The 13,202-nt window shown below is 62.8% G+C and carries 10 protein-coding genes; 8 read left to right on the forward strand and 2 right to left on the reverse strand.

The annotated features are described in order from the left end of the window. Positions 1-36: 36 nt before the first annotated feature. From G8767_RS00570 to G8767_RS00580, 3 genes are read left to right on the forward strand one after another with little or no spacing between them, the layout of a single operon-like run. Positions 37-732, forward strand: a complete 696-nt coding sequence (locus G8767_RS00570) for a GAP family protein (protein ID WP_166809046.1) — start codon at positions 37-39, stop codon at positions 730-732. A gap of 18 nt (positions 733-750) precedes the next feature. Further along, a complete protein-coding gene (locus tag G8767_RS00575) occupies positions 751-2,664 on the forward strand; it encodes an SEC-C metal-binding domain-containing protein (protein ID WP_166809047.1) in 1,914 nt (637 codons plus the stop codon). 35 nt (positions 2,665-2,699) lie between these two features. After that, positions 2,700-4,622 (forward strand): SEC-C domain-containing protein, encoded by a 1,923-nt coding sequence (locus G8767_RS00580; RefSeq protein ID WP_346842949.1) that lies wholly within the window; start codon positions 2,700-2,702, stop codon positions 4,620-4,622. Positions 4,623-4,654: 32 nt separating this feature from the next. Here G8767_RS00580 and G8767_RS00585 read toward each other — a convergent pair whose 3' ends face one another. Further along, a complete protein-coding gene (locus tag G8767_RS00585; protein WP_166809048.1) occupies positions 4,655-6,085 on the reverse strand; it encodes a coniferyl aldehyde dehydrogenase in 1,431 nt (476 codons plus the stop codon). A 109-nt stretch (positions 6,086-6,194) separates the two neighbouring features. On the opposite strand from G8767_RS00585, the gene G8767_RS00590 reads away from it, so the two are divergent. The 5 genes from G8767_RS00590 (at position 6,195) to G8767_RS00610 (ending at position 11,911) form a co-directional block, all read left to right on the forward strand. After that, entirely contained in the window at positions 6,195-6,992 is a 798-nt protein-coding gene (locus tag G8767_RS00590; RefSeq protein ID WP_166809049.1) for an enoyl-CoA hydratase, read from the forward strand. A gap of 44 nt (positions 6,993-7,036) precedes the next feature. Then, positions 7,037-8,557 (forward strand): acyl-CoA synthetase, encoded by a 1,521-nt coding sequence (locus tag G8767_RS00595; protein ID WP_124569190.1) that lies wholly within the window; start codon positions 7,037-7,039, stop codon positions 8,555-8,557. A 120-nt stretch (positions 8,558-8,677) separates the two neighbouring features. Next, positions 8,678-9,844, forward strand: a complete 1,167-nt coding sequence (locus G8767_RS00600) for an acyl-CoA dehydrogenase family protein (protein WP_124569191.1) — start codon at positions 8,678-8,680, stop codon at positions 9,842-9,844. A 42-nt stretch (positions 9,845-9,886) separates the two neighbouring features. Next, complete coding sequence (fabG, locus tag G8767_RS00605; protein ID WP_095973140.1) at positions 9,887-10,627, forward strand: 3-oxoacyl-ACP reductase FabG; 741 nt, start codon at positions 9,887-9,889, stop codon at positions 10,625-10,627. A gap of 87 nt (positions 10,628-10,714) precedes the next feature. Then, the gene (locus G8767_RS00610) at positions 10,715-11,911 is read left to right on the forward strand and encodes a CaiB/BaiF CoA-transferase family protein (protein ID WP_166809464.1); all 1,197 of its coding nucleotides are present in this window, start codon (positions 10,715-10,717) and stop codon (positions 11,909-11,911) included. Here the strand turns inward: G8767_RS00610 and G8767_RS00615 are convergent. Beyond that, positions 11,908-13,137 (reverse strand): acetyl-CoA C-acetyltransferase, encoded by a 1,230-nt coding sequence (locus tag G8767_RS00615; protein ID WP_166809465.1) that lies wholly within the window; start codon positions 13,135-13,137, stop codon positions 11,908-11,910. The genes G8767_RS00610 and G8767_RS00615 overlap by 4 nt on opposite strands. Positions 13,138-13,202 lie beyond the last annotated feature (65 nt).

Below are 13,202 nucleotides of genomic sequence, written 5' to 3' on the forward strand. Positions count from 1 at the left end.
TCGATCACCGATCGTGTATTCAACTGGAGGTTTTCGGTGCTAGCCGCGATCGGTCTGTCTCTTCCGATTGCCCTCGGCCTGCTTTTCGTCTCGATGCCCATGGCGGTGATCGTGCTCGTCATGATCACCGCTGGAGCACATCGCGAGGCGGCATCTTTTCTACTCGGGTGGGTCCTCGGAATCTCGGCAGTCGTTGCGGTGACCATCGTGATCGCGGACTATTCGTTTGCGGAGTCGGAGTCGGAGTCGGCGTCGGGGTCGGCGCAGAGTTCGGTGTGGTCGAGCGTCATACGAATCGTGTTGGGGCTCGTTCTGTTCGGATTGGCGTTCAAGCAGTGGCGAGCGCGTCCGAGGGACGGAAGCGATCCGACAGTTCCGAAGTGGATGAAGAGCATCGACGGGTTGACTCCGCGGAAGGCGTTCGGGTTGGCGTTCTTGTCCGCGGCGGTCAATCCCAAGAATGCAGCGCTGGCGGTATCCGGTGCGGCCACTATCGCAGTCGCCACGAACGTTGTTGCCCAACAGATTGTTGCCGCGGTGATCTTCACGATCATCGCGAGCGTCGGTATCGCGTCGCCGATCCTGGTGAAGGTGTTCTCCGGCAAGCGAGCCGACGACATCCTCGTGTCGGCGAAAGCGTGGATGACGGCGAACAATGCAGTGATGATGGCGGTCATTCTGGCGATCCTCGGAGCGACCGTGCTGGGCGAGGGGCTCAGCGGACTGCAATAAGTCGCCTACCATTGGCGGGTGACTGATTTCGACGACGATGCCGCTGGTTCCATTGCTTCCGCAGCTTTGGCTGTTCTGCGCGAGCAAGGCCCGCTGAGTCTCGAAGAGTGGGCGACCCATCTCGAGAAGTACGGATCGGCGACCGAGGTAGCCGACGTGCTCGAGTATCTGTCCGAACCCATGCTCGGATACCTACCGAGCGGAAAGTACGTTGCTCTCGACACTGTCCTCGAAGGTCTCGTGTTCACTCACCGACTCAGCGCCCTGGAGATTGCGTCCGACATCCTCGACGCGAGCCCCGACCTGGAACCGATCTTGGCATTCGGTGACGGTGACGGTGACGGCGACGGAGAGGACGGGGCGATCCGTGTGATCGCGGCGGAAGAAGCCGCCGTGGAACGCGGAGCGGCCCACTTCCGGAGCCGACGAGTCGTGATGCTCCCGGCCGGAACCCTCGGAGAGTGTGCCGAAGGTGATCTCGTCGGTCTGGCTGTCGAAGACGGACGACTTGCGTTTCGTCTGGTGGAGATCGAGGACGAACCAGATCTCGTACCGTCCCTCGGCGAACTCTTCGAGGAAGACGGCGTCGAGGCCTTGGATTCCGTGTGTTGGCAACTCCTGCTCGAAGACCCGTCACTGTTCACAGTTCCCATTGCGCCGTTGAGCGAGCTTTTCGAGGCAGCAGGGTACGAACACGAGCGAGAACTACTGGCTCGGCGGGGATTCGACTTCGATGCCTACGATCTGCAGATTCGGACCGCCCTGGTCGCGAGCACCTACGACCTGACCCACGACGAGGCAGTCTCTGCCGTCGCGTTTGTCGATCTGGCGGATCGCGGATACACCGACGCCGTCATCGCCGATTTCGACATCGCGGACTGGGCCCACCGTCATGTGAGCGCTGCTCCGGATTCTTTTGTCTCACTCGCGGATCCGGGTGCGGCGGTAGCGGTGTTCGATCTCGGTTTTCGGAACCAGGACCCGGTGACCGACGCAATTCTCGAAGCACTTGCGGCCGAACTGGCCGAGCGAGGTCCACGGTCGGTCCGGGCGGCGGCGCATTGGCTCGCTGGTAAGGCAGTCGATCGGCTGGGGCGCGTCCTCGAGGCGGAGGCGCACTACGAGAAGGCGCTCCTTGCCGAATCCGGTTGGGGTCCTGCCCTGTTCGAGCTGGCTCAGTTCGCGTCGGACCGCGGCGACGCGACCCGCGCGTTGTCACTGCTCGGGCGGATCGACGGCGGAAGTGAAGAGAATCTCTACGCCGTACTGCAGGACTTCGTCCCGGTCGATCATCCTGAACTCGGGCGAAACGACAAGTGTTGGTGCGGTTCCGGCCGCAAGTACAAGGTCTGCCACCTCGGAAAGGCGGATGAATCCGTCGAGTCGGATGGTCGGTGGTTGTACAAGAAGGCATGCCTGTTCGCGTTTGCCTCCGAATACGCCGACATCGTGACCGGGCTCGACGATCTCGAAAACGACAGTCTGTCCGAGGACGAACTGATCGCCGCCACGATCTTCGACGGCTCGGCACTGGACGTGGCTCTGTTCGAGGGCGGGATCTTTGCCGACTTCCTGGCCAGGCGCGGTGAACTGCTCCCGGAGTCGGAGGTTGTCACGGCCGCACAGTGGCTCGGAACCCGGAGGTCGGTGTACGAGGTGGTCGAAACTTCCGACGCCGGCGTCGTGTTGCTCGATCGTGGGTCCGAGGAGTCCGTGACCGTTGCGCACTCGCTCGACGGCACGCCAGGTGATGTGATCAGTGCCCGGGTCCTGACGGTCCCCACTGGCGCACTTGTGGTGGGCGTAGTCGTCATGGCTTCGGAATCGCAGGCTGCGAAGGTCCTCGAGGTTCTCGCTTCCGAGGAGCTCGACGCCGAAGAAGTGGTGCGTGCGTCGCGTGGAGGCGCCGATCACTCGACCGATGACCGGTGACGATGTATCGAGTCGACCCCGTTAAAGTTGGATAGGTGAACGAACCGATGGATGCCAATGACTTGATCGCCGAAGCCGCGATGGAGTTGTTGCGTGAGCACGGCCCGCAGACAGCGGCGGACTGGGGCACCCTGTTGGCTGATGCCGGTCACGGTACAGCCGAGGACATGGCCGAGTTCGTCGAGTACGTCGAGGACCCACTGCTCGGCTACCTGAGTGAGGAGCGGTACGCCGCACTCGACACGTTGTTCGAGCATCGAGTGCTGACCCATCGGCTCACCGAAGCGGAAATCAAGGCCGGCGTCCTCGATGCCAACCCCGATCTGATGATGCTGCGGGTTTTCCTCGATCGTGACGACGACGAGGTCCATGGCATCAGCGTCGTGCACCGCGGGATCGACGACGACCTGTTGGCTGATCGGGGGATCGAAGACCCGGAGTTCCCGCACGACGAGGGTTTTCTCCTCGACACCGATACTCTCGCCGAATGTTCTGCAGGCGATTTGATCGGATTGTTCGTCGCAGACCGTGAGCTGACGCTCTGCACCATTCCCGAGGTACTCGATCCCGCACCCGGATTCGGCGAGAGTCTGGCGACGGTCCTTGCCGACATCGGTGCGGACACCCTCGATGCCATCGTCTGGCAATTGATGCTCGACGAGCCGTCGCTCTTCCGTCAGCCGACCGCCCCGCTGGGCGAGATGCTCGAGGCGGCAGGGTACGTCCGCGACGGCGATTACGTCGCAGTGGACGGTTTCGATTTCGAGGCCTACCACCTGGCGAACCGGGCCCGCATGCTCGAGGTGCGGGAGAACCTGCACCCGGAAGAAGCCGCGTCGGTGATTGCCTTCGTCGATCTGGTGATGGCCGCGAAAGTCGAAGCCGTCGAGGACGTCTCGGACTGGGCGCGCAAGCAGGTCAAAGAGGATCCGCAGACCTTCGCCGGTATCGCCGAGCCGCCCGCGGCTGCGGCGGCGTTGGAGCTGCTATCCGAACTCGACGATCACGATTCCGTATTGCATTCTGTTGCAACTGCTCTCGCCGAGAAAGGATCGCGTCGTGTCAAGCCGGCAGCGCACTGGCTGGCGGGCAAGGCTTCGGATCGTCTCGGCAAGATCCTTGCCGCCGAGGCGTCGTACGAAACTGCACACGATCTCGATCCCGACTGGACTCCCGCGATCTTCGATCTGGCGCTACTGGCGGCCGATCGCAGCGATGTGACGCGCGCGCTGGCACTTCTCGGGCGGATCGAGGGCGGCGAGTCCGAGGTTCTGCACGAGGTTCTTCAGCGCTATGCCCCGGCCGAGCACCCCGAACTCGGACGAAATGACAAGTGCTGGTGCGGTTCCGGTCGCAAGTTCAAGGTCTGCCATCTCGGCAAGTCCGAGGTGACGTTCGACGATCGGGCCAACTGGCTGTACGTCAAGGCACAGCTGTTCTCGCGCACTCCGGAGTACTTCGATGCCGTCTTCGATCTTGCGCTCATCCGTGCCGAGCAGTGGAACAGTGAGGAAGCACTGACGCTGGCCGTCGAGGGCGGTTTGGCCGTCGACGTTGCCTTGTTCGACGCCGGTATCTTCGAGGCGTTTGTCGAGCGTCGCGGAGAACTGCTTCCCGCCGACGAGCGGGAACTGGCCGACGAGTGGTTGAAGATTGCGCGCTCGGTGTACAAGGTCGCTTCGACGGAGCCGGGGCAGTCGGTGACTCTCAGTGACGTCCGCAACGGGCATCTGGTGAAGGTCACGGACGAGTGGGGCTCGGTCAATCTCGAGCCGGGCACGCTCGTGTGTGCACGAGTCCTTCCGGCCGGCTCCACGATGCGCACCTTCGGTGGCATCGAACCGCTTGCAGCAGAGGACAAGAAAGAACTGATCCAACTGATCGAGTCGGCGGACGCCGAGCCGGGTCAGTTGGTGGAGTTCCTCAGCCGAGGCCTTGCCGGTGCGCCTTTCCGGTAGCGCGAACTACCGAAAAGGCGGGGCGGAAGGCACTAGGGCGTCACCTGAGCCAGCATCATCTGCTCGAAACCCTCACCGTACGGCGGGAGCATTCCCCACTCGCCGCGTGGATCATGCTGCGCTGCTTCGAATACCGTTCGCGCGTGACTGAACTCGAGGAAGCCCTCGCGGCCGTGGTAGTGCCCGATGCCCGAAGCTCCGACGCCGCCGAAGGGTGCGTCGCTCAGCCCTGGGTGTGACATCGCATCGTTGATGGTGACGCCGCCCGAGACGGTGCGTTCGAGTACGGATTCCTTCTCGTCCAGATCGGTGCCGAAGTAGTACAGCGCCAACGGCTTCGGCCGTGAGTTGATGTCGGCGACAACGCTGTCGAGTTCGTCGTACGGCAGGATCACGACGGCCGGCCCGAAGATCTCTTCCTTCATGATCTGCGCGTCGGTCGGAGGGTCGACCACGATTCGCAGTGGGCGGCGACGAGTATCTGCGGAGAGTTCTTCGTCGGGAACGGTGATGATTCGCGCTCCGCGCTCTGCGGCGTCCGCGATGTACCCCTCGATGCGTGCGAGGTGACGGTCGCTGACTATCGAGACCATGTCTTCGTTGTCGGCGATCGTGGGGAACAGTCCCGTGAACTGGTCGGTGAACGCGTCGATGAATGCTTCGGTGTTCTCGCGCGGAACATAGATCAGATCTGGCGAGACGCAGAGTTGACCGGCATTGGTCGATTTCGCGATGGCCAAACGCGATGCAGCAGAGCTGATATCGGCACTTCGTCCAAGAACGCTCGGTGACTTGCCGCCGAGTTCGAGGGTGACCGGAACCAGGTTCTTCGCGGCGTTGGCCATGACGAGCTTGCCGACTGTCGTGCTGCCGGTGAAGACGAGGTGATCGAACGGCAGCGACGTCAGTAGATCAGCGACCTCCGGGCCACCTGTCACCACCGCGACCTCCAAGGGGTCGAGCGTTCGACGCGCCGCCTCGGCCAGTACGGCCGCAGTGTTGGGCACGATCTCCGACGGTTTGAGGACGGCGCGATTTCCCGCTCCGAGGGCGCAGGCGAGCGGGCTCAGAAGAGTGAAAAGGGGAGCGTTCCAGGTTCCGATGATGCCGATCGAACCCTTCGGTTGGTACGAGACGTACGCCGTGGCGCCCAGTTGGTCCTGCATCGCTCCGGTGGCTCTCGGTGAGCGAATCATCCACTCTTCGAGCGAATCACGAACATGCTTGAGTGAAACCATCGACCCCAGAACGTCATTCATCACCGAGTAGGCCGGGATCCGGCCGCCGAAGTCTTCGTTGATCGCTTCGGTCAGATCCTTGTGGTTCGCCACCAGGAGATCGACGACGCGTTGGATGCGCTCGCGTCGTATCTGCGCGGACGGAAGACCGGCGGCGCGAGTTGCTTCCTGCTGGGCCCGCAGAATCTCGTGGAGATCGGTGGTGACGGCGGCATCGGTGCTCATGGGCACTCCTCGTAGTGGCGAAGTATTGACCGGACCGTATCGACGCGGCGCGAACCGACGCCCGTTTCGTCTCGTTGACCGGGACGGATTCGATTGGTAGAGAGAACACATGTCGCAGACACAGGTAGAAGACACTGCAGTGAAGATTTCCGTCGAGGAATCGGTGGGACTCGGATTCCTGACACTCGATCGGCCGGCGCGGCGAAATCCGCTCTCGGCGGAGACCATGCGCGAGGTGACGGCTGCCCTTCTCGAGTTGTCTGCAGACGAGCGCGTGCGGGTTGTCGTCGTGCGCGCCGAAGGCCCGGTGTTCTCTGCCGGTCACGATCTGACGGAGATGATCGGGCGAACCCTCGAAGACGAGCGGGCGATCTTCGACGGCTGTACCGAGATGATGGAGACCGTGCAGCGGATTCCGCAGCCGGTGATTGCCGCAGTCCAGGGCCCGGCTATCGCGGCGGGCTGTCAGCTGGCTGCGTCGTGTGATCTGGTTGTTGCTGCGTCGAACGCGGTCTTCGGCACGCCCGGTGTCAAGATCGGACTGTTCTGTTCGACTCCGATGGTGGCTCTGAGCAGGGCAGTAGGGCGCAAGCGCTCGATGCAGATGTTGCTCACCGGTCAGACGATCGACGCCGGCACCGCTGCGGACTGGGGTCTGGTGAACTTCGTCGTCACGCCCGGAGAACTGGACCGGCAGGTGCGCGAACTGGCCGCCAAGATCACGACGGCCAGCCCCTTGACGGTGAAGATCGGTAAGCAGGCGTTCTATCAACAGATCGATCTGCCGCAAGCACAGGCGTACGAGGCGATGGCGGAAACGATGGCAACCAACGCCGTGACCTGCGACGCTCAGGAAGGCATGCAGGCCTTCGTGGACAAGCGAAAGCCCGAATGGCGCAATAAGTAACGATCGCTCTTCCGGTTTAGTTGGACGTCCTATAACCTGAGCGAATGAGCCTGGATCCACGCACCAACACCGTCGACGGAGTGCTTCGGCGCTCGGCAGCCAAGTACCCCGACCGCGTAGCCGTCGTCTTCGAAGATCGCACTCGCACCTACCGCGAACTCGACGACGCGGTGACGCGGGTCGCGGCCCACTTGCTCGGTCTGGGCCTCGAACACGGCGACCGCGTCGCGGCATACGGAACCAACTCCGACGCCTATGCGATCGGATTCCTTGCCTGTGCGCGAGCAGGTTTGGTGCATGTTCCGGTCAATTACGCACTCAAGGGGGAGGAACTCCGGTACCTCGTGGCGCAATCAGGCGCCCGCGCGGTGTTGGTGGATCCGGCATTGGCGTCGACGCTCGACTCGGTTCGCTCCGACCTCGATCTCGACCACGTGATCGCACTGCGGGACGCGGAACTGTCGGTGGTCACGATCAGCGAGGCCGGCGAGGTGCCTGTTTTCGAACCGCGTGCGACGTCGACGGATCTGGCGCAACTGCTGTACACCTCGGGAACCACCTCGAAGCCCAAGGGCGCCATGATGTCTCACGGTGCGCTGGTACACGAGTACGTGTCCTCGGTGATCGCGCTCGGGCTCGACAAGAACGACAACCCGCTGATCTGCATGCCGATGTACCACTCCGCGGGGATGCACGTCTTCATGCTGCCGTACCTGTCCGTCGGTGCGACGGTCAGTCTGATGCAGGCGCCGGACATCCCGGAGATCCTGCGCCGCGTCGAAGCAGAAAAGATCGGATCGCTGTTCCTGGCTCCGACCGTGTGGGTACCGCTGGCCAACCATCCGGACCTCGAGACCCGCGATCTGTCTTCGCTCAAGAAGGCGCAGTACGGCGCCTCGATCATGCCGGTCACGGTGCTCAATCGTCTGCGTGAGCGTTACCCGGACATAGGCTTCTACAACTGCTTCGGCCAGTCCGAAATCGGTCCGCTGGCAACCGTTCTCCAGCCCGGCGAGCATGCTGATCGTCCGTCTTCTTGCGGGCGAGCAGTGTTCTTCGTCGAAACCCGTGTCGTCGACGCCGACGGAAACGACGTCGCCGACGGTGAGTCCGGTGAGGTTCTCTACCGCTCACCGCAGCTGTGCAACGGCTACTGGGAAAACCCGGAAGCCACGGCCGAGGCATTCCGCGACGGCTGGTTCCATTCGGGCGATCTTGTCGTGCGGGACGAAGAAGGGTTCATCACGGTCGTCGACCGAATCAAGGACGTCATCAACACCGGCGGCATCCTGGTGGCGTCGCGCGAGGTCGAAGATGCGGTCTACACACACCCGGCTGTGGCAGAAGTCGCCGTGATCGGTACGCCCGACGAGAAGTGGATCGAGGCCGTCACCGCGATCGTCGTGCTCAAGGACGGCAACGACGAGTTGACGCCTGAGGCGTTGATTGCCCACGTCAAGGAGCGAATCGCCCCGTTCAAGGTCCCCAAGCACGTGCGTTTCGTGGCCGAACTCCCGCGAAATCAGAGCGGAAAGCTGCTCAAGCGGGAACTGCGCACTGTCTGACACTTGCTATAGGTTCTGCCTTACCTTCGGTTCGTTTTCAGGTCTTTGACTCCGATTGCCTCACGGTATTGACTTCGGAGGACGGCATGGACTTCGGAAACAGCAAGGTGAGTGGTGGGAATGCAGGTCGATGCAGATGACTTCGCAGATATCTTGGCGACTGCGCGGGAGTTCATCCGCAAGGAAGTCGTGCCGCGTGAGCAGGAGATAGCCGACACCGACGCCATTCCTGAGGACATACGAAAGAAAGCCGCAGCCATCGGGCTCTTCGGCTACGCGATTCCTCAGGAATGGGGTGGGCTCGGACTCGACCTCACCCAAGACGTCGAATTGGCAATGGAATTCGGTTACACGTCCCTGGCGCTGCGTTCGATGTTCGGTACCAACAACGGAATTGCCGGGCAGGTGCTGGTCGGCTTCGGTACCGACGAGCAGAAGGCTCAGTGGCTCGAGCGCATCGCCTCCGGTGACGTCGTGGCTTCCTTTGCTCTGACCGAACCAGGCGCAGGTTCCAACCCGGCCGGTCTTCGGACCAAGGCCGTCCTGGACGGATCCGAATGGGTCATCGACGGCAACAAGCGGTTCATCACCAATGCTCCACTGGCACAGCTGTTCGTGGTGTTCGCGCGCACTCGCCCGGCGGATTCCGATGGTCCGGGAATTGCAGTGTTCCTGGTGCCGGCCGACACGCCGGGAGTCACAGTTGGTCCCAAGGACAAGAAGATGGGTCAGGAAGGTGCCTGGACCTCCGAGGTCACCTTCGACAACGTCCGGGTTCCCGAGTCGGCCCTCGTCGGTGGCGACCAGGACACCGGATACCGCGCAGCGATGACGTCTCTCGCACGCGGACGAGTCCATATCGCGGCCCTCTCGGTGGGAGCAGCGCAGCGAGCGCTCGACGAATCTGTCGCGTTCTCCGTGGTCACCGAACAAGGCGGCACCGCTATCGGCGACTTCCAGCTTGTTCAAGCGATGCTGGCAGACCAACAGGCCGGTGTCATGGCCGGGCGGGCGATGGTGCGTGAGGTGGCCGCGCGGTACGTCAGCGGTGAGGATCGACGTCTCGGCCCCTCGGCGGCAAAGCTCTTCTGCACCGAGATGGTGGGCAAGGTCGCGGATCTCGCCGTGCAGATCCACGGTGGCAACGGGTACATGCGAGGTGTGCCGGTCGAACGCATCTACCGTGAAGTTCGCCTGTTGCGCCTGTACGAGGGAACCAGTGAGATCCAGCGACTGATTCTCGGCGGTGGGCTCGTGGCGCAAGCGAAAAAGCGCAACCAGCGCTGACACATTTACCTGACGAGCTTTAACCTCACGAACGGAGTGGACATGGGATTGTTGGACGGCAAGGTTGCGGTAGTGACCGGCGGAGCCCAGGGCATCGGGCTCGAAATTGCGCGCACCTTCATCAAGGAAGGCGCGACCGTCGTTCTCGGCGACATCAACGAAACCGTGGGAACGGCTGCGGTCGCCGAACTCGGTGGAGAGTCGGTCGCCCGTTTCGCTTCCTGCGACGTGCGTGACTCCGGACAGGTCGAGGCCATGCTCGATCTGGCCGAAAGTGCCTTCGGTCCAGTCGATGTCATGGTCAACAATGCCGGCATGACGCGCGACGCCACGATGCGGAAGATGACCGAGCAGGACTTCGACGACGTGATCGCCGTACACCTCAAGGGCGCCTGGAACGGAACACGCGCTGCCGCCGCCCGCATGCGCGAGCGTGAGAAGGGCGCAATCGTGAACATCTCGTCGATCTCCGGCAAGGTGGGCATGCTCGGGCAGACCAACTACTCGGCCGCCAAGGCCGGCATCGTCGGATTGACGAAAGCCGCGGCAAAGGAGGTCGCGTTCAAGAACGTTCGGGTCAACGCCGTTCAGCCCGGACTTGTCCGCACGGCGATGACCGAGGCGATGCCCGAACGGATCTGGAACGAGAAGCTTGCCGAGATTCCGATGGGTCGCGCGGCCGAGCCCTCGGAGGTCGCTTCGGTTGTGCTGTTCCTCGCGAGCGACCTCTCGAGCTACATGACCGGCACAGTTCTCGAGATCACCGGCGGCCGCCACATCTGATCCGTCCTGTTCGAGTGCAAGAATCCTGAGTGCAAGAATTCTGAGCGTGAGACTTCTGAGTGTGAGAATTCAAGGGTGACTACTGACATGGGACAGCCGAACTCGGATCTTCCGCTCGACGGAATCACCGTGGTTGCACTCGAACAGGCGGTGGCGGCACCGCTCGCCACCAGACATCTCGCGGACATGGGTGCGCGGGTGATCAAGATAGAACGCGTCGGCGAGGGCGACTTCGCGCGTCACTACGACCAGGCGGTTCACGGTCAGGCGTCACACTTCGTGTGGCTCAACCGTTCCAAGGAATCGATCGCTGTCGACGTGAAGTCGGAATCCGGCCGGCAGATCGTTCTCGATCTTGTCGCGCGCGCAGATGTGTTCCTACAGAATCTGGCTCCCGATGCAGCTGCGCGACTGGGGTTCGGCGCGGAGGCACTGCGCGAGGAATTCCCTCGGCTCATCGTGATCGACATGTCCGGCTACGGTAGTGCCGGTCCACGGCGCGAGCGCAAGGCGTACGACATGCTGGTCCAAGCCGAGACCGGAATGATCTCCGTGACCGGCACACCGGAGACGGCCACCAAGACGGGTATCCCGGTCTCGGACATTGCCGCGGGAATGTACGCGCTGACTTCGATTCTGAGCGCCTTGTTCCGTAGAGAGCGAACGGGTAAAGGAGCGCTAGTCGAGGTCTCGATGTTCGATTCCACCGTCGAGTGGCTGGGGCATCCGATGTACATGAAAATGTATGCGGACAAGCAGATTCCGCGTGTCGGTCTCGGCCATGCCGCGATCGTTCCCTACGATTCGTACCCCACGAGCGACGGCGAGATCCTGATCGGCGTCCAGAACGACCGTGGGTGGCGTGCACTGATGGTGGACGTGTTCGAGCGCGAGGATCTGGTCGATCATCCGCGGTACCGCACCAACATCGTGCGCGTCGAAAACCGCGGCGAGGTAGACGAATTGGTGGGTTCGCTGACTCGTCTGTACTCGACAGCGGACCTGGATCAGCGTCTGGCCGCCGCCGGTGTTCCGGCCGCAGCACTCAACGACATGGCCGGTCTGCTGGAACATCCGCAGCTGGAGAAGCGGGCCAGGTGGCGGTCAGTGGGCACCGAGAACGGTCCGATCGATGCTGTGATGCCTCCGATGACGTACTCGGATGTCGAAATGCGTATGGGTGACGTTCCGGCGCTCGGCCAGCAGACGGATTCGCTACTGGCCGAGCTGGGACGGACGGGCGACCAGATCGCAGACCTTCGCCGCGACGGATCGATCGGTTAACGCTTCTCACGTCGCAGGTTCTCGAACACCGCTGCAATCCCTTGTCCACCACCGATGCACATGGTCTCGATCCCGTACCGTGCCTGGCGTCGGTCGAGTTCGCGCAGCAGATTGGCGAGGATCCGTCCGCCGGTAGCGCCGACAGGATGTCCGAGCGAGATCCCGGAACCGTTGACGTTGAAGCGCTCCTCGATGTCCTGCGCGCTCAATCCCCAAGCCTTGGCGCACGCGAGAACCTGTGCGGCGAAGGCCTCGTTGACTTCGATGAGGTCGATGTCGCCGAGCGACAGGTCGACACGGGAGAGGGCTTTCGCTACCGCTGGCACCGGGCCGATGCCCATCCGGTTCGGCTCCACGCCGGCGACGCCCCAACTGACCAGTTTCGCGAACGGACGCAGGCCCAGTCGTTCGGCGTTGGCAGCAGTGGTGACGATGGCCGCAGCTCCGGCGTCGTTCTGGCCGCAGGCGTTTCCGGCGGTGACTGTGGCTTCGGGGTCGACGCGACCTCGAATGGGGCGCAGTGCAGCAAGATCGGACAGCTGAATCCCCCGGCGCGGATGCTCGTCGCGAGTGACGACTGTCTGCTCACCACGGCGCCCGCGTACCGAAACGGGAATGGTCTCGTCGTCGAAATACCCACTGTCCTGGGCATGAACGGCCCGTTCGTGCGATCGCACCGCGTATCGGTCCTGCTCGTCGCGGGTGATCGAGTACTCCCGGCGCAAGTTCTCGGCGGTCTCGATCATGCCGCCTTCGACCGGAAAGTTGACCCCGCCGGAGTTCGTGCGCGGTTTGGCCAATCGGTCGTGAAACTCGACCGAAGGGCGCTTTGTGCCCCAACGCATATCGGTGGAGTAGAACTCGGTTCCGCTCATGCTCTCGGCGCCGCCGGCGATGACCAGATCACTCATCCCGGTCTGTACCTGCATCGCGGCGTAGATGATCGCCTGCAATCCCGAACCGCAACGGCGATCGAGTTGTATTCCGGGAACGGACACGTCCAGACCGGCGTCGAGTGCCGCGATTCGTCCGATGGCCGCGGCCTCTCCGTTGGCGTAACCCTGACCGAAGATGACGTCGTCGACATCGGTGGACGCAATGCCGGTTCGTTCGACGAGGCCACGCACAACAGTGCTGGCGAGTGTGGTGACGGGAACGTCTTTGAAGACTCCGCCGAATCCGCCCACCGGGGTGCGAACGGGTTCACAGATGACTGCGTCGTGCATGGAATGTGCCTGTCTCGAGGAGAGGTGGGGAATGCGTCGCGTGAACGGGCCGATCGAAGGGCCCA

It is taken from the genome of Rhodococcus sp. IC4_135 (assembly GCF_011602025.1).
Lineage (GTDB): Bacteria > Actinomycetota > Actinomycetes > Mycobacteriales > Mycobacteriaceae > Rhodococcus_F > Rhodococcus_F baikonurensis.

What these genes read in the sequence shown, in the direction of transcription:
- G8767_RS00590 (WP_166809049.1), top strand. Translation starts at nt 6,195, where the DNA reads ATGTCGCAGACACAGGTAGAAGACACTGCAGTGAAGATTTCCGTCGAG.
- fabG (WP_095973140.1), top strand. Translation starts at nt 9,887, where the DNA reads ATGGGATTGTTGGACGGCAAGGTTGCGGTAGTGACCGGCGGAGCCCAG.
- G8767_RS00595 (WP_124569190.1), top strand. Translation starts at nt 7,037, where the DNA reads ATGAGCCTGGATCCACGCACCAACACCGTCGACGGAGTGCTTCGGCGC.
- G8767_RS00585 (WP_166809048.1), bottom strand. Translation starts at nt 6,085, where the DNA reads ATGAGCACCGATGCCGCCGTCACCACCGATCTCCACGAGATTCTGCGG.
- G8767_RS00615 (WP_166809465.1), bottom strand. Translation starts at nt 13,137, where the DNA reads ATGCACGACGCAGTCATCTGTGAACCCGTTCGCACCCCGGTGGGCGGA.
- G8767_RS00610 (WP_166809464.1), top strand. Translation starts at nt 10,715, where the DNA reads ATGGGACAGCCGAACTCGGATCTTCCGCTCGACGGAATCACCGTGGTT.
- G8767_RS00600 (WP_124569191.1), top strand. Translation starts at nt 8,678, where the DNA reads ATGCAGGTCGATGCAGATGACTTCGCAGATATCTTGGCGACTGCGCGG.